The 25,879-nt window shown below is 65.7% G+C and carries 21 protein-coding genes; 19 read left to right on the top strand and 2 right to left on the bottom strand.

Translation table 11 applies throughout. The annotated features are described in order from the left end of the window. The first annotated feature begins 170 nt into the window (after positions 1 to 170). From RTH46_RS23445 to RTH46_RS23495, 11 genes are all read left to right on the top strand, one after another. Positions 171 to 818, top strand: coding sequence for a TetR family transcriptional regulator C-terminal domain-containing protein (locus RTH46_RS23445; protein WP_110992864.1), 648 nt, complete (start codon positions 171 to 173; stop codon positions 816 to 818). Between the two features lie 76 nt (positions 819 to 894). After that, a complete protein-coding gene (locus RTH46_RS23450; RefSeq protein ID WP_153789214.1) occupies positions 895 to 1,611 on the top strand; it encodes a response regulator in 717 nt (238 codons plus the stop codon). Next, positions 1,608 to 2,372 carry a substrate-binding periplasmic protein gene (locus RTH46_RS23455; RefSeq protein ID WP_316906753.1) on the top strand — a complete coding sequence of 255 codons (765 nt, stop codon included), beginning with the start codon at positions 1,608 to 1,610 and terminating at the stop codon, positions 2,370 to 2,372. The genes RTH46_RS23450 and RTH46_RS23455 overlap by 4 nt, the downstream gene beginning before the upstream one ends. Further along, positions 2,369 to 4,621, top strand: a complete 2,253-nt coding sequence (locus tag RTH46_RS23460) for an ATP-binding protein (protein WP_316906754.1) — start codon at positions 2,369 to 2,371, stop codon at positions 4,619 to 4,621. Before RTH46_RS23455 ends, RTH46_RS23460 begins: the two co-directional genes overlap by 4 nt. Positions 4,622 to 4,746: 125 nt before the next feature. Beyond that, positions 4,747 to 6,153: an amino acid permease gene (locus tag RTH46_RS23465; protein WP_316906755.1), complete on the top strand. Its 1,407-nt coding sequence runs from the start codon at positions 4,747 to 4,749 to the stop codon at positions 6,151 to 6,153. Between the two features lie 244 nt (positions 6,154 to 6,397). Next, positions 6,398 to 7,189, top strand: a complete 792-nt coding sequence (locus RTH46_RS23470; RefSeq protein WP_153785753.1) for an enoyl-CoA hydratase/isomerase family protein — start codon at positions 6,398 to 6,400, stop codon at positions 7,187 to 7,189. A gap of 37 nt (positions 7,190 to 7,226) precedes the next feature. Next, positions 7,227 to 8,387, top strand: a complete 1,161-nt coding sequence (locus tag RTH46_RS23475; protein WP_110992870.1) for an acyl-CoA dehydrogenase family protein — start codon at positions 7,227 to 7,229, stop codon at positions 8,385 to 8,387. A 13-nt stretch (positions 8,388 to 8,400) separates the two neighbouring features. Next, positions 8,401 to 10,500 carry an acetate--CoA ligase family protein gene (locus RTH46_RS23480; RefSeq protein WP_316906756.1) on the top strand — a complete coding sequence of 700 codons (2,100 nt, stop codon included), beginning with the start codon at positions 8,401 to 8,403 and terminating at the stop codon, positions 10,498 to 10,500. A gap of 10 nt (positions 10,501 to 10,510) precedes the next feature. After that, positions 10,511 to 12,118: a 5-guanidino-2-oxopentanoate decarboxylase gene (locus tag RTH46_RS23485; RefSeq protein ID WP_316906757.1), complete on the top strand. Its 1,608-nt coding sequence runs from the start codon at positions 10,511 to 10,513 to the stop codon at positions 12,116 to 12,118. Between the two features lie 28 nt (positions 12,119 to 12,146). Next, entirely contained in the window at positions 12,147 to 13,337 is a 1,191-nt protein-coding gene (locus tag RTH46_RS23490; RefSeq protein WP_316906758.1) for a pyridoxal phosphate-dependent aminotransferase, read from the top strand. Next, a complete protein-coding gene (locus RTH46_RS23495; RefSeq protein WP_316906759.1) occupies positions 13,330 to 14,745 on the top strand; it encodes an aldehyde dehydrogenase family protein in 1,416 nt (471 codons plus the stop codon). Before RTH46_RS23490 ends, RTH46_RS23495 begins: the two co-directional genes overlap by 8 nt. A 124-nt stretch (positions 14,746 to 14,869) precedes the next feature. On the opposite strand, the gene RTH46_RS23500 is transcribed toward RTH46_RS23495, so the two are convergent. Next, complete coding sequence (locus RTH46_RS23500; protein ID WP_110992875.1) at positions 14,870 to 15,304, bottom strand: RrF2 family transcriptional regulator; 435 nt, start codon at positions 15,302 to 15,304, stop codon at positions 14,870 to 14,872. A 187-nt stretch (positions 15,305 to 15,491) separates the two neighbouring features. Between RTH46_RS23500 and RTH46_RS23505 the strand changes: the two genes are divergently transcribed. From RTH46_RS23505 to RTH46_RS23540, 8 genes are all read left to right on the top strand, one after another. Next, entirely contained in the window at positions 15,492 to 17,093 is a 1,602-nt protein-coding gene (locus RTH46_RS23505) for an ABC transporter substrate-binding protein (RefSeq protein ID WP_316906760.1), read from the top strand. A 28-nt stretch (positions 17,094 to 17,121) separates the two neighbouring features. Beyond that, on the top strand, positions 17,122 to 18,081 hold the full coding sequence (locus RTH46_RS23510; RefSeq protein ID WP_153785765.1) for an ABC transporter permease: 960 nt from the start codon (positions 17,122 to 17,124) through the stop codon (positions 18,079 to 18,081). A gap of 3 nt (positions 18,082 to 18,084) precedes the next feature. Continuing rightward, complete coding sequence (locus RTH46_RS23515; RefSeq protein WP_153785759.1) at positions 18,085 to 18,912, top strand: ABC transporter permease; 828 nt, start codon at positions 18,085 to 18,087, stop codon at positions 18,910 to 18,912. 2 nt (positions 18,913 to 18,914) lie between these two features. Continuing rightward, a complete protein-coding gene (locus RTH46_RS23520) occupies positions 18,915 to 20,549 on the top strand; it encodes an ABC transporter ATP-binding protein (RefSeq protein ID WP_316906761.1) in 1,635 nt (544 codons plus the stop codon). A gap of 9 nt (positions 20,550 to 20,558) precedes the next feature. Beyond that, complete coding sequence (locus RTH46_RS23525; RefSeq protein WP_316906762.1) at positions 20,559 to 21,266, top strand: NAD(P)H-dependent oxidoreductase; 708 nt, start codon at positions 20,559 to 20,561, stop codon at positions 21,264 to 21,266. Positions 21,267 to 21,791: 525 nt separating this feature from the next. Further along, a complete protein-coding gene (locus tag RTH46_RS23530; protein ID WP_316906763.1) occupies positions 21,792 to 22,895 on the top strand; it encodes a polyamine ABC transporter substrate-binding protein in 1,104 nt (367 codons plus the stop codon). Positions 22,896 to 22,931: 36 nt separating this feature from the next. Next, on the top strand, positions 22,932 to 24,350 hold the full coding sequence (locus RTH46_RS23535) for an aminotransferase (RefSeq protein WP_316906764.1): 1,419 nt from the start codon (positions 22,932 to 22,934) through the stop codon (positions 24,348 to 24,350). Positions 24,351 to 24,403: 53 nt separating this feature from the next. Further along, positions 24,404 to 25,219 (top strand): helix-turn-helix domain-containing protein, encoded by an 816-nt coding sequence (locus RTH46_RS23540; RefSeq protein WP_178125777.1) that lies wholly within the window; start codon positions 24,404 to 24,406, stop codon positions 25,217 to 25,219. 282 nt (positions 25,220 to 25,501) lie between these two features. Here the strand turns inward: RTH46_RS23540 and RTH46_RS23545 are convergent, their stop codons facing one another. Beyond that, the gene (locus RTH46_RS23545; protein WP_316906765.1) at positions 25,502 to 25,876 is read right to left on the bottom strand and encodes a hypothetical protein; all 375 of its coding nucleotides are present in this window, start codon (positions 25,874 to 25,876) and stop codon (positions 25,502 to 25,504) included. Positions 25,877 to 25,879: the final 3 nt, after the last annotated feature.

A 25,879-nucleotide genomic window follows, 5' to 3' on the forward strand; every position in this document is an offset into this window, starting at 1 on the left:
GAAAGGGCTGCGCAGCAGCCCCGGCAATCTTGTGGGAACCATAGATCCCGGGGCCGCTTCGCGACCCTTTCGCGGCGCAAGGCCGCTCCTACAGTAAGCGTCAGGCTTTCGCCACTCGCCGCAGTTGCTATACAGTCGTTCAACTGCATATCCCGCCACGAGACCCACCCATGTCCCAGGAAGCCCGTTTCAGCCGCATGCTGCCCGAACTGCGCAAGGCCAATCTGGTCGAGGCCACCCTGGCCTGCCTGAAACGCCATGGCTTCCAGGGCGCCTCGATCCGCAAGATCTCCGCCGAGGCCGGCGTTTCGGTCGGCCTGATCAGCCATCACTATTCCGGCAAGGACGAACTGGTCGCCGAAGCCTACATGGCCGTCACCGGCCGAGTGATGCAGCTGCTGCGCGAGGCCATGGACCAGGTCGCGCCCAACGCCCGCGAGCGGCTGTCGGCGTTCTTTCGCGGCTCGTTCAGCGCCGAACTGCTCGACCCGCAACTGCTCGACGCCTGGCTGGCGTTCTGGGGCGCGGTGAAAACCGCCGAGGCGATCAACCAGGTGCACGACCACTCCTACGGCGAATACCGCCGCGAACTGCGCAGCCTGCTCAGCGAACTGGCGCGGGAGGAGGGCTGGCAGCGTTTCGACGCCGACCTGGCCGCCATCAGCCTGAGCGCGTTGCTCGACGGCCTGTGGCTGGAGTCGGGCCTGAACCCCGGCACCTTCACCCCGGCCCAGGGCGTGCAGATCTGCGAAGCCTGGGTCGACGGCCTGCAAGCCGGCGGTCGGCAACGCTTCACCCTGCCGGCCGAGGGCTGTTGATCGACCGTTCAGCAATCGCTAGTCTTGGCCCACTCTAATAAGAAACACGCCCACGGGCGACTCAGGACCAAACGCAATGACCTCTCGGGTACTGATCGTCGACGACGATCCGCTGATTCGTGATTTGCTCCAGGCCTACCTGTCCCAGGAAGGCTATACCGTCCACTGCGCCGCCACTGCGGAACAGGCCGAGGCGCTGCTGGCCGAGCAGCCGGTGGAGCTGGTGATGCTGGATATCCGCCTGCCAGGCAAAGATGGCCTGACCCTGACCCGCGAGCTGCGGGTGCGTTCGGAGGTGGGGATCATCCTGATCACCGGCCGCAACGACGACATCGACCGCATCGTCGGCCTGGAATGCGGCGCCGACGACTACGTGAGCAAACCGCTCAACCCCCGCGAGCTGGTGTCGCGGGCCAAGAACCTGATCCGCCGCGTACGCCACGCCCAGGGCAGCCGGCCCGCCACCCAGGCATCTGCCGCCCTCAAGCAGTTCGGGGAGTGGGCACTGGACTGCGACCGCCGCCGCCTGATCGATGCGCAAGGTGGCGAAACCCTGCTGACCCACGGTGAGTTCCAGCTGCTCAGCGTGTTCCTGCGCAACAGCGGCCACACCCTGAGCCGCGACCAGTTGATGGACCAGATCCGCAACCGCGAGTGGGTGCCCAACGACCGTTCCATCGACGTGCTGGTCGGGCGCCTGCGGCGCAAGCTGCATGACGACCCCGCTGAGCCCGAGCTGATCATCACCATCCACGGCGCCGGCTACCTGTTCACCGCCAGCGTGGCCGCGTGAGCCGGCGCCTGTTCGGCCTGCTGTTGCTGCTGCTGAGCGGCGCCTTGCAGGCCGCCGAGACCGTCCGTTACTGCGATTACCCGGTCTACCCGCCGGTGTCCTGGAGCGATGGCAAGCAACCGCGCGGCCTGGCGCCGACGGTGGTGCGCGAGCTGTTCGGGCGGCTGGGCTACCGGGTCGAGATGGTGGTGCTGGGCAACTGGCAGCGTTGCCTGCTGGACGCGGCCGAAGGGCGGGTGGACGTGGTGCTGGCCTACGCCTCGGAACAACGCGCCCAGGCCATGCGCTTCTCCACGGTGCCGGTGCTGCGCGAAGAGGTGGCGGTGTTTGCCAACCGCCAGCGGCCGCTTAAATTCGCAACCCTCGAAGACCTGGCCCGCTACCGTGGCGGGCTGCTGTTCGGCGAAAGCTACGGCGCCGACTTCGACCGTTTCGTGGCGCGGCACCAGAACATCGAATGGGTATCGGACAGCGGGCAGAACTTCGGCAAGCTGATCCGCGGGCGCATCGATTTCGTGATCCAGGAGCGGCGCACCGGCCAGCTGTTCGTCGAGCACCTGCCCGGTGCCCGGGACATCGTCGCACTGGGGCCGGCGCTGAGTGTCGACTACCTGCGCGTGGCGGTGTCGCGCCACTCGCCCTTGAGTGAGCACATGAACGAGATCGACGCGCAGTTGCAGAAAATGACCGATGCCGGCGAACTGGAGCGCTGGCTGCATGAAAGCGAGGTCACCTACCGCGACATGGTCCAGCAGCCATGACCCGCCTGCAACCGGGTGGCCTGCTGCGTCGGCTGCTGCTGTTCATCCTGCTGTTCAGCCTGTGCTTCACGGTGCTGGCCAGCAGTGTGCAGCTGTACTTCGAGTACCGACGCGAGATGCGCGACATCGATGGGCGCATGGAGCTGATTCGTGCCGGTTACCTGGCCAGCCTCGAGCGCAGCCTGTGGGACCTGAACCAGGAGCAGCTGAACGTGCAGTTGCGTGGGCTGGTGGACTTCTCCGATGTGGCGCGGGTGCGCCTGAACAGCGACGACTTCACCTTGCAGCAAGGCGACCCGGCGCCAAAGGGGCCGCTGCGGGTCGAGCGCTTTGCCCTGGATTTCCAGCCGCCTTCCGGGCCTGCGCGCCACCTTGGCGAGCTTGAAGTGAGCATCGACCTTGGCGCGGTGCACCGCCGTCTGTTCGCCACCGGCCTGACCAGCCTGCTGTGGATGAGCGTGTTCCTCTGCGGGCTGGCGTTGGCGCTGTCGGGGCTGTTCTATCGGCTGGTTACCCGGCACTTGCAGGTGATGGCCGACTTCGCCCGCCGCATCGGCGCCGGGCAGTGGCATGAACCGCTGCGCCTGAACAAGCGCCGCTCGCTGTACCCGGACGAGATCGACAGCGTGGCCCTGGCGCTGGACGACATGCGCCGGGCGATCCTCAGCGATATCGAGCGCCGCGAGACCGATCGCCTGGCCCTGCAGGACAACCGTGACGAACTGCAGAAGCAGGTCGAGCGCCGCACCGCCAGCCTGCTGCGCGCCAAGGACGACGCCGAGGCGGCCAACCTGGCCAAGTCGCGCTTCCTCGCCACCATGAGCCACGAACTGCGCACGCCGCTCAACGGCATCCTCGGCATGGCCGAACTGCTGCGCGACGCCGGGTTGGCGGCGCAGGACCGCAAGCGCCTGGAGGCGCTGTACAAGGCTGGCGAAGGGCTGCTGGGCATCCTCAACGAAGTGCTCTATTTCGCCAGGCTCGAAGAAGGCGAAAGCCACCCGGAAACCGTGGGCTTTTCCCTGCGCCAGTTGTGCGACGAAGTGCTGACGCTGCTCGAACCCCGAGCCTTGGCCAACGACAGTGTGGTGCTGTGCCGCATCGACCCTCGGTTGGCCGCGCACCAGCGCGGTGCCGAGCAGTACCTGCGTCAGGTGCTGAGCAACCTGCTGGCCAATGCGATCAAGTTCACCGAGGGCGGCGAGATCCTGGTCGAGGTGCAGGTGCTGCGTGAGGAAGCCGGGCGCCAGCACTTGCGCCTGAGTGTCAGCGACGATGGCATCGGTATCTGCGAGGCGATGCAGCCGAAGATCTTCGACCGCTTCGTCCAGGCCAGCGAGGCGGTGGCGCGGCGTTATGGCGGCACGGGCCTGGGGCTGGCGATCAGCAAGCACCTGGTCGAACAGATGGGCGGGCAGATCGGCGTGCGCAGCCGCGAGGGAGAGGGCAGTTGCTTCTGGTTCGAGCTCGACCTTGAGGTGGTGCAACAGGCCGAGGCGCTGCCGGCTGGCGTTGCAAGCACGGCGCCGCTGGACATTCTGGTGGTGGAGGACGTGGCGCTCAACCGAGAGGTGGTGCGCGGGTTGCTTGAGCGTGACGGCCACCGGGTGTGGCTGGCCGAGGATGCCGAGCAGGGGCTTGAATTGTGCGCACAGCGGCGCTTCGACCTGCTGCTGCTGGACGTGCACCTGCCGGGCATCAGCGGCGTGGCGCTGTGCCGGCAGGTGCGGGCGGGCGATACCCCCAACCGCGACACGCGCATCCTGGCGCTGACCGCCAGTGTCCAACCGGGGCTGGTGCGCGCTTACCTGGATGCCGGCATGCAGGGGGTGCTGGGCAAGCCGCTCAAGCTGGCCAACCTGCGTCAGGCGCTGGCAGGCCAGGACCATCAACCGCAATCGGCCACGGCTGCGTGGCTGGACCACGACTTGCTGGATACCCACCGCACCCTGCTCGGCGCGCAGAAGCTGCATGGCCTGCTGGCTGGTCTGCGTGACGCGCTGCACCAGCAGCGCCAGGCACTGCTGGAGGCAGTCGCGGCGGGCGACTGTACCGAGGTGATCCACCTGGCCCATCGGCTGGCTGGCAGCAGCGATTCCATGGGGTTCTGCGGGTTGGCGGCGACATTGCGCAGCCTCGAAACGCACGCCCTGGCGCGGGATAAAACGGCGGTGCAGGTCATGGGCGCGTTGCTGAGTGAGCACCTGCTGCGCGCCGAACACAGCCTGGCTGAACTGTTGGCCGCCTGAGCGACAAAAAACTTACGACTTTTTACATCTTCGATCTTTACGGTCAATCGGGTCTTACATCGCTTTCCAATAATCGGGGCAGCCGCTGCACACGCGGCCCTAAAGGCTTATTGGAGATAACAATAATGAAAGGCCGTAAAGCTGAAGGTATCCAACTTACACGGGCATTGAAGAGCCGGCACATCTTCATGCTCTCGCTCGGTGGCGTGATCGGCACCGGGCTGTTCATGGGCTCGGGCGTGACCATCAACCAGGGCGGGCCGGTGGGCGCGATCCTGGCTTACCTGGTGGCCGGTTTCCTGATGTACCTGGTGATGGTCTGCCTGGGCGAGCTGTCGGTGCAGATGCCGGTGTCCGGCTCGTTCCAGGCCCATGCGACGAAATTCATCGGCCCCGCCACCGGCTTCATGATCGGCTGGGTGTACTGGATGAGCTGGGCCACCACCGTGGGCCTGGAGTTCACCGCTGCCGGCATGCTGATGGAACGCTGGTTCCCAGGCGTGCCGATCTGGTACTGGTCGGCGTTGTTCGTCGCGGTGCTGTTCGGTATCAACGCGTTGGCCACCCGTGCCTTCGGTGAGGCTGAGTACTGGTTTGCCGGCATCAAGGTGGCGGCGATTCTCGGCTTCATCATCGTCGGGGTGTTGGTGATCTTCGGCGCCATCCCGCTGACCAGCGGGGCACCGGCGCCAATGATGACCAACCTGATCGGTGAATCGCTGTTTCCCAACGGCCTGTCGGCCGTGTTCGCCGTGATGATGACCGTGGTCTACGCCTTCCAGGGCTGCGAGATCATGGGCGTGGCCGCGGGCGAGACCGATCAGCCGGAAAAGAGCATCCCGCGGGCGGTGCGCAACGTGGTGTTCCGCGTGCTGATCTTCTATGTGCTGGCCATCGTGGTGCTGTCGGCGATCGTGCCCTGGCAGCAGGCCGGGCTGATGGAAAGCCCGTTCGTGCAGGTGTTCGACATGGTCGGCATCCCCTTTGCGGCGGACCTGATGAACTTCGTGATCCTCACCGCGATCCTGTCGGTGGGTAACTCAGGCCTCTATGCGTCTACTCGCATCCTCTGGGCGATGTCCAAGACCGGCATGGCGCCCAAGAGCCTGTCGCCGCTGAGCAGCCGTGGCGTACCGCTGCGCGCGCTGTTCATCACCCTGTGCTTCGCGCTGATCTCGCTGATGACCAGCTTCGTCGCAGCGGACACCTTGTTCATGGTGCTGATGGCGGTGAGCGGCATGTCGGGGACGGTGACCTGGATCGTGATTGCCCTGGCGCAGTACCGCTTCCGCCAGCAGTTCCTGCGCGAGGGCGGGCAGGTGAGCGACCTGAAGTACCGGGCGCCGCTGTACCCGCTGGTGCCGTTGCTGTGCATCACCCTGTGCAGTTCGCTGTTCGTGTTCTTGGCGATGGATGAGACCCAGCGGCCTTCGTTGTATTGGGGGTTTGGGTTTATTGCGCTGTGTTATGCGGCGTATTTCGTGGTGCAGCGTCGGCGGCAGGGGGTGGCGGTGGAGGTGCCGGTGGCGTGACCTGATCGGTAGGTGTGCGTGGGAGCGGGCTTGCCCCGCGATAGGCCGGACTGGCTTTGTCGCGGGGCAAGTCGCATCGGCGCACCGGCGCTCCCACGAATGCTTTGCTTGAGCCCATTTTCAAACCACTTGTTCGAAGTTGTAACACCGCCTTCCGCCCCAATTGCCTCCTTGCTGAACACTCGTTTAGCATGACCCCCAAGTCACCCACCCTCAGCACAATCACAACAATCCGAGGCCCGTCATGACTGCTCCGTCGTCCCTACTCATCCAGGTTGAAGCCGGCGTCGCCTGGATCACCCTGAACCGCCCCGACCAGCGCAACGCCCTGGACATCCCGACCCTCAAACACCTGCACGCCACCCTGGAAACCTGCAACAGCGACCCGGCCGTGCGCGTGGTGGTGCTGACCGGCACGGGCCGCAGCTTCTGTGCCGGTGCCGACCTGGCCGAATGGGCCGAGGCCGAAGCCCGCGGCGCCCTGGAAACCTACGGCTGGACCGAAACCGCCCACGCCCTGATGCAATGCCTGCACAGCCTCGATAAACCCACCATCGCCGCCATCAACGGCACCGCCGTCGGCGCCGGCATGGACCTGTCGCTGTGCTGCGACCTGCGTCTGGCCGCGCAATCCGCCCGCTTCAAGGCCGGCTACACCAGCATGGCCTACTCGCCGGACGCCGGCGCCAGCTGGCACCTGCCACGGCTGATCGGCAGCGAACAGGCCAAGCGCCTGCTGTTCCTCGACGAACTCTGGGGCGCCGAGCGTGCCCTGGCCGCCGGCCTGGTGGGTGAAGTGGTCGCCGACGAGCAACTGGCCACGGCCACCGCCGAACTGGCAGCGCGCCTGGCCCAGGGCCCGACCTTCGCCCATGCCCAGACCAAGCGCCTGATCCGTGACGGCGCCCAGCGCAGCCTGGCCGAACAGCTCGGCGCGGAACTGGCCGCCGGCCTGCTTTGCGGGCGCAGCGAAGACGGCGCCGAGGCCTTGCGCGCCGCCAGCGAAAAACGCGCGCCACGCTTTATCGGCAAATAAGCACTCCCTCTTTCCCCCGGTTACCCAGGAACAGGCCATGAATTTCCAACTGACCCAAGAACAAGAAATGTTGGTGGATGCCGTACGCAGCTTCGTTGCCAAGGAGCTGCTGCCCCATGAAGAAGCCGTGGACCGCGCCGATGAAGTCTCTCCCGAACTCGCCGCGCAGATCCGCGGCAAGGCCATCGCCGCTGGCTTCTACGCCTTCAACATGCCCGAGGAAGTGGGCGGCGGCGGCCTCGACTACTTGTCCCAGGCGCTGATCGAGCGCGAGCTGTCGAAAGTCTCCTGGGCGCTGCATGTGTTCGTTGCGCGGCCCTCGAAGATCCTCATGGCCTGCACCGGCCAGCAGATCGACGACTACCTGCTGCCGTGCATCCAGGGCGAGAAGATCGACTGCTTCGCCCTGACCGAGCCGGGCGCGGGCTCCGACGCCAACGCCATCAAGACCCGCGCCCTGCGCGAGGGCGACGACTTCGTGCTCAACGGCAGCAAGCACTTCATCAGCCATGCCGGGCACGCCGACTTCGCCATCGTCTTCGCCGTCACCGACACCTATGAGCACAACGGCCGCAAGCGCAACGCGGTGACCGCCTTCCTGGTCGACCGCGACACCCCGGGCATGACCATCCGCCGCGGCCCGAAATGCGTGAGCAACCGCGGTTACCACACCTACGAGATGTTCTTCGACGACTGCCGCGTGCCGGCCAGCAAGGTGCTCGGTGAAGTCGGCAAGGGCTGGGAAGTGGCCAACGCCTGGCTGACCGCAGGCCGGGTGATGGTCGCCGCCAACTGCGTAGGCCAGGCCCAGCGTGCGCTGGATGCGTCGCTGCAATGGGCAGCCGACCGCAAGCAATTCGGCCAGGCGATCGGCAGTTACCAGGGGGTGTCGTTCAAGCTGGCCGACATGGCCACGCAGATCCGCGCCGCCGAGCTGTTGACCCTGCACACCGCCTGGAAGATGGACCAGGGCAGCATGACCGACGGCGAGGCCGGCATGGCCAAGCTGTTCGCCAGCGAAGTGCTGGGCAAAGTCGCCGACGAGGCCGTGCAGATCTACGGCGGCATGGGCCTGATGGACGAAGGCCCGGTGGAGCGGATCTGGCGCAACGCGCGGATCGAGCGGATCTGGGAAGGCACCTCGGAGATCCAGCGCCACATCATCTCCCGCGAACTGCTGCGCCCGCTGCTGCGCTGACCGGAGCCTCGTCATGTCCAACGCCATTCGTGACAACCTCAAGCGCCTGCTGGCGCCCCGGCACCTGGCTTTCATCGGCGGGCGCAGCATGGCCCGCGCACTCAAGCGCTGCGCCGACGGTGGCTACCAGGGCCAGCTGTGGCTGGTGAACCCGCAGCACGACAGCATCGACGGCGTGCCTTGCGTGCGCAGCGTGGCCGAGCTGCCCAGTGCGCCGGACGCGGTGTTCATCGCCACCAACCGCGAACTGACCCTGGCCTGCGTCGGCGAACTGGCCGCCAAGGGCGCGGGCGGGGCGATCTGCTATGCCTCGGGCTTCGCCGAAAGCGGCGCCGAAGGCCAGGCCCTGCAACAGCAACTGCTGGCCGCCGCCGGCGACATGGCCCTGCTCGGGCCCAACTGCTACGGCCTGCTCGACTACCTGCACAGCGCCGCCCTGTGGCCCGTGGCCCACGGCGGCAAGGCGGTGGACAAGGGCGTGGCGGTGCTGACCCAGAGCGGCAACTTTGCCTACAACCTGTCCATGAGCGACCGTTCGCTGCCGGTGGCCTACATGGCCTCGGTCGGCAACCAGGCCCAGCTGGGCATCGCCGAGCTGATGGATGTGCTGCTCGACGAGCCACGGGTCACGGCCATCGGCCTGCACCTGGAAGGCTTGAAGAACGTGCCGGGCTTTGCCCGCGCCGCGCACAAGGCGCTGCACAAGGGCATCCCGATCATCGCGCTGAAGACCGGCGTGTCGCAGATCGGCGCTGAATTGGCGTTGAGCCATACCAGCTCGCTGTCCGGCTCCGACGCCCTGTACGACAGCCTGTTCGAGCGCCTTGGGGTGATCCGTGTCAGCGGCCCGGTGAGCTTCGTCGAAACCCTCAAGGCCGCCGCCTGCGGCAACTTGCCCAAGGGCGACAGCCTGATTGCCCTGGCCTGCTCGGGGGGAGATGCCGGCCTGATCGCCGACTACAGCGAAAGCAACCAGCTGCGCCTGCCAGCCCTGGACAGCAGCCAGGTCGACGAACTGACCCAGGTGCTGCCGGCCTACGCCAACCTGGTCAACCCGCTGGACTTCACCACGGCCATCTGGGGCGACGGCCCAGCCAAGCAGCGCATGCTCGACAGTGCCCTGCGCAGCGACGCCGACGCGGCCATGCTGGTGCTGGATTACCCCGCCGAGTTCACTGGCGAACGCAAGGAATGCGACCTGCTGCTGGGGCTGTTCTGCGAGGCGCTACAGCGCCATGGCAAGACCGGCTTCGTCACCTCTGCCTTCCCCGAACTGCTGCCGGCCAGCGCCCGCGAGCGTTTGCACGCAGCCGGCGTACCGGCGTTGCAAGGGGTGGAGGATGGCCTTGCAGCCTGGGGGCGGGTGGCCCGCTATGCGCAACAGCGCGAGGCGCTGCTGGCCCTGGGTGAATCGGCGCTGGTGCCGCTGTGCCCGCAGGCCCTGGGCAGTGACAGCCATCTGTTTGATGAATGGCAGTCCAAGCAGGCCCTGCGTGGCTTTGGCCTGCCCGTGCCGAACGGCGTATTGAGCAGCCCGCAGCAGGCACTGGCCGATGCGCGCAAGGTCGGCTTCCCGCTGGTGCTCAAGGCCGTCAGTGCGCAGTTGCCGCACAAGACCGAAGCCGGCGCCGTGGCGCTGAACCTGGGTGATGAAGCGGCCCTGAGCCGGGCGCTGGAACACATGCGCACGCGCATCGCCGCCTACGCCCCCGGCGTCGCCTTCGACCAGGTGCTGCTCGAACCCATGGCCAGCGCACCGCTGGCCGAGTTGATCGTCGGCATCAAGCGCGAGCCGGACTTCGGCCTGGCGCTGGTGATCGGTGCCGGCGGCATCCTCGTCGAGCTGCTCAAGGACAGCAAGAGCCTGCTGTTGCCGACCACCGACGGCGCCATCCGCAACGCCGTGCTCGGCCTGCGCAGCGCCGCCTTGCTGCAGGGCTTTCGCGGTAAACCGGCGGCGGACCTGGACGCGCTGGTCGCCGCCATCCGCGCGGTGGCCGACTACGCCTGCGAGAACGCCAGCCAGCTGCTGGAGCTGGATGTGAACCCATTGATGGTCGGTGCCACCGGCACCACCGCGGTCGATGCCTTGATCCGCCTCGGTCAGGCGTGAGGATTTGAACATGACGAACAACACACTGACCGGTGGCCAGGCGCTGGTGCGCCTGCTGGCCAACTACGGCGTCGATACCGTCTTCGGCATCCCCGGCGTGCACACCCTGGAGCTGTACCGCGGCCTGCCCGGCAGCGGCATCCGCCATGTGCTCACTCGCCACGAGCAGGGCGCCGGCTTCATGGCCGACGGCTATGCGCGGGTCAGCGGCAAGCCGGGGGTGTGCTTCATCATCACCGGCCCCGGCGTGACCAACGCCGCCACCGCCATTGGCCAGGCCTACGCCGACTCGATCCCGATGCTGGTGATCTCCAGCGTCAACCACACGGCCAGCCTGGGCAAAGGCTGGGGTTGCCTGCACGAGACCCAGGACCAGCGCGCCATGACCGCGCCGATCACCGCGTTCTCGGCGGTGGCACTGAAGGCCGAGGACCTGCCGGAGCTGATCGCCCGCGCCTATGCGGTGTTCGACAGCGAACGGCCGCGTCCGGTGCATATCTCGGTGCCGCTGGATGTGTTGGCGGCGCCCGTGGCGCGGGACTGGAGCTTTGATGTGGTGCGCCGCCCCGGGCGCGGCCCGGCGAACCTTGAATGCGTGGAGCTGGCGGCCAGCAAGCTGGCAGCGGCCAAACGCCCGATGATCATTGCCGGGGGGGGCGCGCTGAGTGCCGCGACCGAGCTGCAACTGCTGAGCAAGCGCCTGGCCGCGCCGTTCTTCACCAGCGTGGCCGGCAAGGGCCTGGCGCCCCTGGACTCGCCGCTCAACGCCGGCTCCAGCCTGTGCGTCGAGCCCGGCTGGGAGCTGATCGCCCAGGCCGACGTGGTGCTGGCGGTTGGTACCGAAATGGCCGACACCGACTTCTGGCGCGAGCGCCTGCCATTGAACGGCGAGCTGCTGCGGGTGGATATCGACCCGCGCAAGTTCAACGACTTCTATCCCTGCACAGTGGCGCTGCATGGCGATGCCCGGCAGACCGTGGCTGCGCTGCTCGAACAGCTGCCGGACAGCGTGCGCGATGCCACGGCGGCCAGCGTCTCGGTGGCCACGCTGCGCAGCGCCGTGCAGGCCAGCCACGGTCCGTTGCAGGCGCTGCACCAGGCCATCCTCGACCGCATCGCCGCCGAGTTGCCGGACAACGCCTTCATCAGCACCGACATGACCCAGCTGGCCTACACCGGCAACTACGTGTTCAACAGCCGGGCGCCGCGCAGCTGGCTGCACCCGACCGGCTACGGCACCCTCGGCTACGGCCTGCCGGCGGGCATCGGCGGCATGTTCGCCAGCAACGAGCGCCCAGGCCTGGTGCTGGTGGGCGACGGCGGCTTCCTCTATACCGCCCAGGAACTGGCCACTGCCGTCGAAGAGCTGGACCGCCCGCTGGTGGTGCTGCTGTGGAACAACGACGCGCTGGGGCAGATCCGCGACGACATGCTCAACCTGGACATCGAGCCCATCGGCGTGCTGCCGCGCAACCCGGACTTCGCAGGCCTGGCCCGCGCCTTCGGCTGCACGGTCGCCCAGCCGCAAAGCCTCGATGAACTGCAACGGGACCTGCGCGGCGGCTTCGCCCGCAACTGCGTGACCCTGATCGAGCTCAAGCACGCCTGCGCGCGCTGAGCCCATCCCGCACAACAGGATACTTGCCATGCGTTTTTCTTCCCTGACCCAACGGATCGCCGGTGACGGCGCTGCCGCCTGGGAGATCCACTACCGCGCCCTGGCCATGCTCGAACAGGGCCGCGACGTACTGCTGCTGTCGGTGGGCGACCCGGATTTCGACACGCCGGCGCCTATCGTTCAGGCCGCGATGGACAGCCTGCAGGCCGGCAACACCCATTACGCCGATGTGCGTGGCAAGCGCAGCCTGCGCGAGGCCATCGCCCGGCGGCACCGGCAGCGCAGTGGCCAGGCGGTGACGGCCGACCAGGTGACGGTGCTGGCGGGCGCGCAGTGCGCGCTGTTCTGCGTGGCCCAGTGCGTGCTGGAGCCGGGCGATGAAGTCATCGTCGCCGAGCCGATGTATGTCACCTACGAAGCAGTCTTCGGCGCCTGTGGGGCGAAAGTGATACCAGTGCCCGTACGCCCGGAGCATGGCTTTCGTGTGCAGCCCGAGGATGTGGCTGCGCGAATCACCCCGCGTACCCGCGCCCTGGCGCTGAACAGCCCGCACAACCCCTCCGGCGCCAGCCTGCCGCGCAGCACTTGGGAAGCGCTGGCCGAACTGTGCATCGGCCATGATCTGTGGCTGATCAGCGACGAGGTCTACAGCGAGCTGTTGTTCGACGGCGAGCACATCAGCCCCGCCAGTCTGCCGGGTATGGCCGAGCGCACGGCGACGCTCAACAGCCTGTCCAAGTCCCATGCCATGACCGGCTGGCGGGTGGGCTGGGTGGTGGGTTCGCCGGCCCTGGCCGGGCACCTGGAGAACCTGGCGCTGTGCATGCTGTACGGCTCGCCGGACTTCATCCAGGACGCCGCGGTGGCTGCGCTGGAGCAGGAGCTGCCGGAACTGGACGCGATGCGTGACGCCTACCGCCAGCGCCGCGACCTAGTGTGCGCGAGCCTGGCGGATTGCCCGGGTGTGCGCGCGCTCAAGCCCGATGGCGGGATGTTCGTGATGGTCGATATCCGCGAGACCGGGCTGAGTGCACAGGATTTTTCCAACCGCCTGCTCGATCTGCATGGGGTTTCGGTGTTGGCCGGTGAGGCCTTCGGGCCGAGCGCGGCCGGGCATATCCGCCTGGGCCTGGTGCTAGGGGCAGAGCCTTTGCGCGAAGCCTGCCGGCGTATCGTGCTGTGTGCCGGCGAGCTGATGGAGGCGCAACGCAATGCGTGAGTACAGCCGCTTGTTCATCGATGGCCGCTGGCAGCAGCCGGTGGGGCAGGGCATGGCCGAGGTGATCGACCCGGCCAGCGAAACGGTCGCCGGCAAGGTGCCGCTGGGCAATGAAGAGGATGTGGAGCGGGCGGTGCAGGCGGCACGCCGGGCGTTTGCCGACTGGTCACGAACACCTTCCAGCGTGCGCGCCGGGTACATTCGTGCCTTGGTCGATCAGCTCAAGGCCCGCGCCGACGAGATGGCCGCGGTGATCACCTCCGAGCTGGGCATGCCGGTGCAGTGGTGCCGGCCGGTGCAGGTGGACGGGCCGATCGCTGGGCTTGAGCAGTACATAGAGCTGGCCGGGTTGATGGACCAGGTGCGCGAGGTCGGCAACTCGCTGGTGTACCGCGAGGCGGTGGGCGTGTGCGCGTTCATCAACCCGTGGAACTACCCGCTGCATCAGCTGATCGGCAAGCTGGCGCCGGCCTTGGCGGCCGGTTGTACCGTGGTGGTCAAGCCCAGCCAGGAAACGCCGCTGCATGCCTTTGTGCTGGCCGAGATGATCGAGGCTATCGGCTTACCGGCCGGGGTGTTCAACCTGGTCAGCGGGCCGGGGTCGAAAGTGGGCGAGGCCTTGGCGCGGCACCCGCAGGTGGACATGGTCTCGTTCACCGGATCCACCGGCGCGGGCGTGCGTGTCTCCCAGGCGGCGGCGCCGTCGGTGAAGCGAGTGTGCCTGGAGCTGGGCGGCAAGTCGCCGCTGCTGATCGGCGCCGATGCCGACCTGGACGCGGCAGTGCGTTATGGCGTGCAGGACGTGATGATCAATTCGGGGCAGACCTGCACCGCGCTGACCCGAATGCTGTTGCCGGCGTCGCGCTATGCCGAGGCGTTGGAGATCGCCGTGGACGAGGTGCGTGGGCTGGTGATGGGTGACCCGCAGGATCCGCGCAGCTTCCTTGGACCGATGTGTTCGGCAGGGCAGCGGCGTACGGTGCAGGAATACATCCGTGTCGGCCAGGAGGAGGGCGCAAGGCTGCTGTGCGGCGGTGAAACGGCGCCGGGCTTCGAGCGCGGGTTCTACGTGCCGCCGACGCTGTTTGCCGATGTAGACAACCGTATGCGCATCGCCCAGGAGGAGATTTTCGGGCCGGTGCTGTGCCTGATCCCCTATGCCGACGAGGCCGAGGCGATTGCGCTGGCCAATGATTCGCCGTTCGGGTTGTCCAGCGCGGTATGGGCCGGCAGCCGGGACAAGGCGCTGCAACTGGCGCGACAGCTGCGCGCGGGGCAGTGCTTCGTCAATGGTGGGGCATTCAATTACCAGGCGCCGTTTGGGGGATACAAGCAGTCGGGCAATGGGCGTGAATGGGGGGAGGAGGGGTTGGGTGAGTTTGTCGAAGTGAAGGCAATCCAGCTCTGAGGGCCCCTTCGCGGGTCAAGCCCGCTCCCACGAGGTGGACCGCTCCCAAAGGTTGGATTGGTGTGGCTAATCCACAGCGTGGGAGCGGGCTTGCCCCGCGATCTGGCGCAGAGCGCCAGCGCTATCAACCAACCTGCTCCTGCGGCGTATCAAACGCCACGAACAACTGATCCGCCGTGATCGTCCCCAAGTCCAACCGCATGTTTTGCTCCAACATCGCAAACAACCGGGTGAACACCTCGAACACCTTGCAGTGATCCTCCATCCCGGCAAACGGGTTGTCGATCTTCTCGGCGATCAGCGAGCTTTCCTGCACCGCGTCATACACCTCACGCAGGGTGATCTGCTGCGGCGGGCGGGCCAGGGTCACGCCGCCCTGGGCGCCGCGATACGAGGTGAGGATATCGGCCTTGACCATCTGCGACACCAGCCCGCGCACTCGGGTGGGGTGCACTTTCACCCACTTGGCGATGGTCTCGGTGCGCAGCTTCTGCGGGGCATTGGCCGCCACGAACGAGAGAATGTACGAAGCCGTGATCAGGCGGGTCGACTGGCTCATGGAGGAAGTGGCTCCCTGCGAAAACGCTGATGTTACACGATGAAAAGTGCCCTGCTCGGGCCCTTGGAAAACAGCTTGTCGTGCCGCTAATGTATTTGTTACGGTAACAATTACAAATAATACACAGCTTCTACGCACTCCGCTTTGACCGAACAACAATTCCTTGCGGTTCAACAGGGGCACATGCATGAGCGATAACAACAAGAACAGACCTCAGACCATTCTCGACGGCGGCTTGCCGCGCCGGGACTTCCTGAAATACAGCGCCGCCGCCGCGGCCATCGCCGGGGCGTTTTCCCTCGGTCTGCCACTGAACGGGCATGCTGCCGATGCCACGCCAAAACCCGGTGGCACCCTGCGCCTGGGCCTGGCGGGGGGCAGCACCACCGACTCCAAGGACCCAGGCTCATGGGTCGACACCTTCACCTTCATCGGCTTCTCGGCGGTGTACAACACCCTCACCGAAATCGCCGTGGACGGCACCGCCATCCCTGAGCTGGCCGAGCGCTGGGTATCGAGCCCGGACGCGAAAACCTGGACCTTCACCCTGCGTCAGGGCGTGACCTTCCACAACGGCAAGACCCTCAGCGCCGACGATGTGGTCGCCTCGATCCAGCACCACCTGGGCGAAAAATCCACCTCCGCCGCCAAGACCGTACTGGGCGATGTCGCCCAGGTTCACGCCAGCGCCCCCGACACCGTGGTGTTCGAGCTGCATTCGGGCAACGCCGACTTCGCCTACGTGGTCGCCGACTACCACCTGGTGATCATGCCCGCCAAGGACGGCCTGGCCGACTGGCAGGCCGGCATCGGCACTGGCGGCTACCGCATCAAGGGCTTCGAGCCTGGCGTACGCATGGACCTGGAGCGCAGCCCCGACTACTGGAAACCCGGCAGGGCGCACTTCGCCAGCGCCGAACTGCTGGCCATCGCCGATGGCGCCGCGCGGGTCAACGCGCTGGTTACCGGCAAGGTCGATGTGATCAACAAAGTCGACCTCAAGACCGTGGCCTTGCTCAAGCGCAACCCGAAGCTGGTGATCGAGGAAACCAAGGGCGCTCAGCACTACACCTTCCCGATGCTCACCGACAGCGCACAGTTCAAGGACAACAACGTGCGCCTGGCCCTCAAGCACGCGGTCGACCGCGAGGCGCTGCTGGCCTCGGTGCTGTATGGCTACGGCCAGGTCGGCAACGACCACCCGCTGCAGCCGGCCAACCGCTTCATCAACCCGGCCCTGGAACAGCGTGCCTACGACCCGGACAAGGCACGCTTCTATCTGCGCCAGGCCGGCATGGACAGCCTCAAGGTGCGCCTGCAGGCCTCCGACGCCGCCTACAGCGGCGCGGTGGATGCCTCGGTGCTGTTCAAGGAGCAGGCGCGCCAGGCCGGGATCGACATCGACGTGGTGCGCGAACCGGCCGATGGGTTCTTCTCCAATGTCTGGATGAAACAACCTTTCACCACCTCGTTCTGGTACTCCAGCCTGACCGCCGACCGTATGTTCAGCATTGGTTACGCCAAGGGCGCGGCGTGGAACGAGACCCACTGGGACAACCCGCGCTTCAACCAGCTGCTCAACGCCGCACGCGGCGAGATGAACGAGACGCTGCGCCGCGAGATGTACAACGAGATGCAGGCGCTGTGCCGCGACGATGGCGGGGCAATCGTGCCGCTGTTCGCCAGTTCCGTGGCCGCACGCTCGAGCCGGGTGGTACATGGCGGGCAGACCGCGCCCTACGGCGAACTCGATGGCCTGCGGGTGATCGAGCGCTGGTGGCAGGCCTGAACTTCGCATGCGTTGAAGGAGTGCAATGGTGAATACCCTTGGCAAGTTACTGATGCAGCGCCTGGCCCTGGGCCTGCTGTCGCTGTTTGCGGTGTCGGTGGTGATCTTCCTGGCCGTCGGCATGCTCCCGGGCGATATCGCCCAGGCCATGCTCGGCCAGTCGGCCACCCCGGAAACCGTGGCGGCGTTCCGCGCCCAACTGGGGCTGGACCTGTCGCCCGTGCAGCGCTTCGTGCAGTGGGCCTGGCGCCTGCTGCACGGCGACCTGGGCGTGTCCCTGGCCAACCAGCGGCCCATCGTCGAGCTGGTCGGTGCGCGGCTGGGCAACACCTTCAGCCTGGCCCTGCTGGCGGCGCTGTTCTCGGTGCCCACCGCGTTGCTGCTGGGCATGCTCGCGGCGCTGTACCGCAACAGTTGGTTCGACAGGCTGCTGAACACCGGTGCGCTGAGCGCGGTGTCGTTCCCCGAGTTCTTCGTCGCCTACATCCTGATTCTGGTGTTCGCGGTCAAGCTCGAATGGCTGCCGGGCATCTCCAGCCTGGCGCCGGGGGCGTCGCTGGCTGAGGTGTTGCAGGTGTCGCTGCTGCCGGTGGCGACCCTGAGCCTGGTGGTGATCGCGCAGATGATGCGCATGACCCGCGCCTCGCTGATCAACCTGCTGGCCAGCCCCTATATCGAGATGGCCCGGCTCAAGGGCGTGTCGCCTGCGCGGATCATCTTCAGGCACGCCTTGCCCAACGCCCTGGCGCCGATCGTCAACGTGGTGGCGCTGAACCTGGCGTACCTGGTGGTGGGCGTGGTGGTGGTGGAGGTGGTGTTCGTCTACCCAGGCCTGGGCCAGTTGCTGGTGGACTCGGTGGCCAAGCGCGACATCCCGGTGGTGCAGGCCTGCAGCCTGATCTTCGCCGGCACCTACATCCTGCTCAATACCGGCGCCGACGTGCTGTCGATCGCCAGCAACCCACGCCTGATGCACCCGAAGGGGTAGACCATGAGCCTGATCGCACCTTTGCTGCGCGCACCCCTGAGTGCCAAGTTCGGCCTGCTGGTGATCGTCGCCTACCTGCTGGTGGCGGTGTTCGCGCCACTGCTGGCGCCCTACGGCGAAACCCAGGTGGTGGGCGAGGGCTTCGCGCCCTGGGGCCCGGAGTTCCTGCTGGGCACCGACAACCTCGGCCGCGACATGTTCAGCCGCCTGCTGTACGGCGCCCGCAATACCTTGGGCATCGCCTTTCTGACCACCACCCTGGCGTTTTTGCTGGGCGGCCTGTGCGGGCTGGTCGCGGCGATCAAGGGCGGCTGGATCGACCAGGGCCTGTCACGGGTGGTGGACATCCTGATGGCCATCCCGCAACTGATCTTCGCCTTGCTGATTCTCAGCGTGGTCGGCACCACGGCCACCTCGCTGGTACTGGTGATCGCGCTGCTGGACGCCACCCGGGTGTTCCGCCTGGCGCGGGCGGTGGCCATGAACGTGGTAGTGCAGGACTTCGTCGAGGCCGCGCGGCTGCGCGGGGAGGGGCTGTGGTGGCTGGTCAGCCGTGAAGTGCTGCCCAACGCCGCGGCGCCTTTGATCGCCGAGTTCGGCCTGCGCTTCTGCTTCGTCTTCCTGTTCATCAGCGCCTTGTCGTTCCTCGGCCTGGGCATCCAGCCGCCCACCGCCGATTGGGGCAGCATGGTGCGCGACAACGCGGTGCTGATCACCTTCGGTGACGTCAGCCCGCTGCTGCCGGCCTTGGCCGTGGCGTTGATCACGGTGAGCGTGAACTTCGTCGTCGACTGGGTGCTGCACCTGTCCAGTGGCCTGAAGGAGTGCTGAACATGAGCCAAGACACCTTGTTGACGATCCGCGACCTGCGTATCGAAGGGCACTACGAAAACGCCTGGCACCCGCTGATCAAAGGCATCGACCTGACCCTCGAACGCGGCGAGGTACTGGGCCTTATCGGCGAGTCCGGGGCCGGCAAGTCCACCCTGGGCCTGGCTGCCATGGGCTATGTGCGCGACGGTTGCCGGATCACCGGCGGCAGCGTGTGCTTCGATGGTATCGAGTTGCTCCAGGCCAGCGCCGACACCCTGCGCAAGCTGCGCGGCCTGCGCATCGCCTACGTGGCGCAGAGCGCGGCGGCCTCGTTCAACCCGGCGCACCGGCTGATCGACCAGCATGTGGAAACCGCGGTGATCAACGGCGGCATCGACCGAGCCCAGGCCGAGGCCGAGGCGGTCGAGCTATACCGCATCCTGCGCCTGCCCGACCCCGAGCACATTGGCCAGCGCTACCCGCACCAGTTGTCCGGCGGCCAGTTGCAGCGGGTGATGACGGCGATGGCCATGGCCTGCCACCCGGACCTGATCATTTTCGACGAACCGACCACGGCGCTGGACGTCACCACCCAGATCGAGGTGCTGGCGGCGATCCGCGATGCGGTGAAGACCTTCGGCAGTGCCGCGCTGTACATCAGCCACGACCTGGCGGTGGTGGCGCAGATGGCCGACCGCATCATGGTGCTGCGCCACGGCAGCCTGGTGGAAGAGGCGCAGACCCGCACCATGCTCAGTGCGCCGCAGCAGGCCTACACCCAATCGCTGTGGGCGGTGCGCAATTTCCATACGTCCGCCAAGGCATGCCCCAGCCATGAACAACCGCTGCTGGAAGTGCGCCAGGTCGATGCCAGTTACGGCCATCAGCCGGTGCTGCACGATGTCTCGCTGAATCTGTATCGCGGCCAGACGCTGGCGGTGATCGGCGAGTCCGGCAGTGGCAAGAGCACCACGGCACGCTTGATCAGCGGGCTGCTGCAGCCGACCTCGGGCCAGGTGCTGTACGAGGGGCAAGCGCTGCCGGCGGACTATCGCCAGCGCAGCAAGGAGCAGCTGCGGCGCATCCAGATGATCTATCAGATCCCCGACACCGCGCTTAATCCACGCCAGCGCATCGTCGACATCATTGGCCGGCCGCTGAGCTTCTATCTGGGTTTGAAGGGCAAGGCGCTGCGCGAGCGGGTCGCCGAGCTGCTGCGCATGATCGACCTGGAACCGGCCAGGTACATGGATCGCTTGCCACGCGAGCTGTCCGGCGGGCAGAAGCAGCGGATCTGCATTGCCCGGGCCTTGGCGGCCGAGCCGCAACTGATCATCTGCGACGAAGTGACCTCGGCCCTCGACCAACTGGTGGCCGAGGGCGTGCTGAAGCTGCTCGACCGCATCCAGCGCGAGCTGGGCGTGGCCTATTTGTTCATTACCCACGATGTCGCCACCGTGCGTGCCATCGCCGACGAGGTGCTGGTGATGCAGCGGGGCAGGGTGGTCGACCATGGCAGCCGCGAAGCGATCTTCCGGCCGCCGTACCGCGACTACACCGGCTTGCTGTTCTCCTGCGAGCCGGAGATGGACCCCGACTGGCTCGACCGTTTGCTGGCGGCCCGCAAAACCGAATCTGCCCTGGAAACCGTTTAAGGAACCTCCATGAAAGTACTGATCGTTCACGCTCATCCCGAGCCGCAATCCTTCACTGCCGCGCTGCGTGACCAGGCGGCCGAGACCCTCCGCGCCCAGGGCCACGAGGTGCAGGTGAGTGACCTGTACGCGATGGGCTGGAACCCGGTGGCCAGCGCCGAAGACTTCAGCCACCGGGAAAACCCGGAGTACCTGGTGTATGCGCTGGAGCAACGGCTGGGGGTGAAGAGCGGGTCCATCGCGCCGGATATCCAGCAGGAATTGGACAAGCTGCTGTGGGCCGACCTGCTGGTGCTGAACTTCCCGATCTTCTGGTTCTCGGCGCCGGCGATGCTCAAGGGCTGGATCGACCGGGTGCTGGTGTCGGGGGTGTGCTACGGCGGCAAGCGTTTCTATGATCAGGGCGGCTTGGCGGGCAAGCGGGCGCTGGTCACCGTGACCCTGGGCGGGCGTGAGCACATGTTTGGTGAGGGGGCGATCCACGGGCCGCTGGAGGATATGCTGCGGCCGATTCTGCGCGGTACCTTGGCCTATGTCGGCTTCGAGGTGCTGGAGCCGTTCGTGGCGTGGCATGTGCCGTATATCAGTGATGAAGCGCGCAAGGATTTCCTGAGCAGTTACCAGCAGCGACTGGAGCAGCTTTCGGATGATCTGCCGATGGTGTTCCCACGCCTCGAGCAATTTGACGACGCGCTGTATCCCTTGGCGCAGCAATAGTCGCGCGCACCGAGAAATCGCGCCATGCCAACAGGGCGGACAGTGGTGAAACAACAGGAGTAATTGGCCCGAAACAAACTGTGGGAGCGGGTTTACCCGCGAAGCGCCGCGCGGGCGGCGCTCGATCTCATAGGCGCTGCAAAAACACCGGCGGACACCTGGTGGCCCTCACTCGATCTCCCGCCATGCACTTGGAGGCCATCATCGAATCCTGATTTTCCAAGGTCGATAGTGTGAAACCCATCCGCCTGTCTTGAGACCGTATGAGGGCCGCCAGGTGCATGACGGTAGTCTTTCAGCGCTCTCAAGATCGAGCGCCGCCCGCGCGGCGCTTCGCGGGTAAACCCGCTCCCACATCTGTTTCGGGCCAGTCCTGCCTGTGACATCTCCGCTGCCCGCCTTGTTGGCCCGACACAGAATCGCATCGCCCCCCACCCATTCGGGTTATAGCCCCCACCCGCAATCCCTCCGATAGTTACCCCATCCGCTCACCCGAGCCGATCCTGATCACACGATGGAGTTGCTATGCGCAAGGCATTCAAGGTGATTTCCAGTCTGTTGCTGTGCTGCACCGCCACCGCCACCCTGGCGACCGAGGCAGATACCGGCAACACACTCAGGTTGTACAACTGGACCGACTACATCGGCGAAAACACCCTCGCCGATTTCGAGAAACAGACCGGCATCAAGGTGATCTACGACACCTTCGACGGCTACGAAACAGTGCAGACCAAACTGCTCACCGGCCGCTCCGGCTACGACCTGGTGATGCTCAACGCCTCCCTGGTGCCGCCGCTGATCAAGGCCAAGGTGTTCCAGCCGCTGGACAAGACCCAGCTGCCCAGCTGGGCCAACCTCGACCCGCACGTGCTGCAGAGCATGCAAGCCTACGACCCCGGCATGCTCTATTCGGCGCCTTACACCTGGGGCAGCTCGGGCATCACCTACAACGTCGACAAGATCAAAGAGCGCATGCCCGATGCGCCCATCGGCTCGCTGGCCATGCTGTTCGACCCCAAGATCGTCTCGCGTTTCGCCGACTGCGGCGTGACCCTGATGGACGCCCCCAGCGAAGTCATTCCGCTGGCCCTCAAGTACCTCGGCAAAGACCCGAAAAGCGCCGCCCCTGCGGACCTCAAGGCGGCCCAGGACCTGCTGCTGGGCATCCGCCCGTTCATCAAGAAATTCGATTCGGTGAACTACCTCACCAGCCTGCCCAACGGCGACGTGTGCATGGCCCTGACCTGGTCCGGCGACTACGCCACCGCCCAGGCCCGCGCGGTGGAAGCGAAGAAGGACATCAACCTGGCGTTCTTCATTCCCAAGGAAGGCTCACTGATCTGGTTCGACAGCCTCTACCTGCCCAACGACGCGCCCCACGCCGCCAACGCCCACCGCTTCATCGAATACCTGCTGCAGCCCAAGACCATGGCCGAAGTGACCAACTACATCCACTACGCCAACAGCAATGCAGCCGCCACGCCCTTGGTGCAGGCCGATATCCGCAATGACCCGGCGATCTACCCCGACGACCAGACCCGCGAACGCCTGTTCACCCAGAAAGCCCAGGACCCGCAGGCCATGCGCGCCATTACCCGGGTCTGGAGCACGGTCAAGACCGGCATCTGACACCTTTCACCGTATCGCTTCGACAAGGAATCGCTCATGGCTACCCCCATTCGCAAGCTGGCCGACGCCTCGAACAACGACCGCCTGGTGCAGGCCGACAAGGCCCACTACATGCACGGCTACCATATGTTCGACGAGCACGCCGAGCAGGGCGCACTGAACATCCAGGCCGGTGAAGGCGCCTATATCCAGGACACCGAGGGCAACCGCTTCCTCGATGCCGTCGGCGGCATGTGGTGCACCAACATCGGCCTGGGCCGCGAGGAGATGGCCTTGGCCATCGCCGACCAGGTGCGCCAGCTGGCCTATTCCAACCCGTTCTCCGACATGGCCAACCCCAAGGCCATCGAACTGTGCGAGAAGCTCGCCAGCCTGGCGCCAGGCGACCTCAACCATGTGTTCCTCACCACCGGCGGCTCCACCGCGGTAGACACCGCCTACCGACTGATCCAGTACTACCAGAACTGCCGCGGCAAGCCGCACAAGAAACACGTGATCGCCCGCTACAACGCCTACCACGGCTCCACCTGCCTGACCATGTCGATCGGCAACAAGGCCGCCGACCGGGTGCCAGAGTTCGACTACGCCCACGAGCTGATCCACCACGTGTCCAACCCCAACTTCTACCGGGCTGCGGACGACATGGACGAGGCCGAGTTCCTCGACTTTCTGGTGGCCGAGTTCGAGGACAAGATCCTTTCGCTGGGCGCCGACAACGTCGCGGCCTTCTTCGCCGAGCCGATCATGGGCTCGGGCGGGGTGATCATCCCGCCCGACGGGTATTTCCAGCGCATGTGGCAGGTGTGCCAGACCTACGACATCCTGTTCGTCGCCGACGAAGTGGTGACCTCGTTCGGCCGCCTGGGCACCTTCTTCGCCTCCGAGGCCTTGTTCGGCGTCACGCCCGATATCATCACCACCGCCAAGGGCCTGACCTCGGCCTACCTGCCGCTGGGCGCCTGCATCTTCTCCGAGCGCCTGTGGAAAGTGATCGCCGAGCCCGGCAAGGGCCGCTGCTTCACCCATGGCTTCACCTACAGCGGGCACCCGGTGTGCTGCGTGGCGGCGCTGAAGAACATCGAGATCATCGAGCGGGAAAACCTGCTGGCCCATGTGAACGATGTCGGCAGCTACCTGGAGCAGCAGTTGCAGACCCTGGCCGACCTGCCGCTGGTGGGCCAGGTGCGCTGCATGAAGCTGATGGCCTGTGTCGAGTTCGTCAGCAACAAGCAGACCAAGGCGCTGTTCGCCGATGAAGTGAACATCGGCGAGCGTATCCATGTGCGGGCCCAGGCCAAGGGCTTGCTGGTGCGGCCGATCATGCACCTGAACGTGATGTCGCCGCCGCTGATCATCACCCACGCCCAGGTGGACCAGATCGTCGACACCCTGCGCAGCTGCATCCTCGATGCCGCGCGGGAGCTGGCCGAGCAGGGCCTGTACCACGGCCAATGACCCAGCTGCCGTCACAGGTGCGCGCCCATGCCCCGGCCGGTAGACTGCGGGGCATGAGCCGAGCACACGAAAACACCACAATAAGCCTGCCGTTTCATGCCCTGCAGCAATGGCACGCAGCCCTGCAACAGGCCTTCGCCCACAGCGAGGGCCCGGATGCGCTGGCCTGGCTGGCGGCCGCCATCAGCCAGCTGGTTGGCGCCGAGTCGATGCTGATCAGCCTGGAGCGCAAGGCCCAGGCGCCGCAGCTGCTGTACCAGCAGGGTATTCCGGACCGTTACCACGAGGCGGTGCTGGAGCGCTATTTCGCCGCCGGGTATCTACTCGACCCTTTCTGCCTGGCGGTGCAGAAGGGCCTGGCCCAGGGTTTCTATCACCTCGAGGACATCGCCCCGGACAACTTCTTCGACAGCGACTACTACAAGGCCTACTACCTGGGGACCGGTTGCAGCGAGGACAGCTACTTCATCGTCGACCTGGACAATGGCAGCAAGATTTCCCTCAGCCTGTTCCAAGGCTGCAGCGGTGCCCGGCTGGGTATCGAGCAGTTGCACCTGCTGCAGGCGGTCGAGCCGATGGTGCGTGAACTGCTGCTGCGTTTTGCGCGGCATGGGCTGGCGCAGCAGCCGGAGGGGAAGGGCAGTGTGCAGGCGGCGTTCGACAGCTTTGGTTGTGGGGTGCTGACCGAGCGTGAGCGGGAAGTGGCGCAGATGGTGTTGCAGGGGCATTCGGTGAAGTCCACGGCCCATGAGTTGGGGATCTCGCCGGAGACGGTGCGGATGCACCGTAAGAACCTGTATCTGAAGCTGGAGGTCAATTCGCAGTCGGAGTTGTTTGCGCAGTTTATCGAGTGGTTGCGGCGGGGGTGAGTGGCGCACTTTGACGCGGTACCTCGGCGAGCACCTCTGCCGCCTCACCTGACTCAAGCCTTACGCCAAGGCTGGCGCCGGTACTTTCACAGGAATAACTGGCCCGAAACAAACTGTGGGAGCTGGCTTGCCAGCGATGCGCCGCGCGGGCGGCGCTCGATTTCCTAGGCGCTGCAATTGTGTCGACGTACGCTTGGCGTCCCGCCGGGGCGGGCGTCAGGGCACCCAGTGTTACAGCCATTAATTGCTGGCGTACCATCCAGAGATTCGACATCAGAGCGCTCAACCGCCTTTGGATCTATTGCCGCTAAAGACCCTCGCCCCATTAACAATTCTAATCAAGGCATAAAATCCTGCAAACTCAAAAAGCTGTACCCCCCAATAATAAAGGCCATCGCGATGCGCGGAAACTGCAAACAGAAAAACATGATAAATCGTTATCAACAATGCAAAAACAAACGACTTAAAAATCGTAGCTGAAGTACTTTTGAAAATCACCAGTAGCCACGAGCAGAGAGGCACGAACCCAGTAACAAGAATCACATGTCTTAATATCTGAAGCAGAGTGAGCTCTCCTCCACGCGTCGCCAAATAACAGAAAAACAGATAAGCCAGAACCGGCGGAATCGCAAGAAAAAATTTTAATACCTTCAACACAAC

The sequence above is a fragment of the Pseudomonas sp. zfem004 genome, assembly GCF_032621715.1.
Taxonomy (GTDB): domain Bacteria; phylum Pseudomonadota; class Gammaproteobacteria; order Pseudomonadales; family Pseudomonadaceae; genus Aquipseudomonas; species Aquipseudomonas sichuanensis.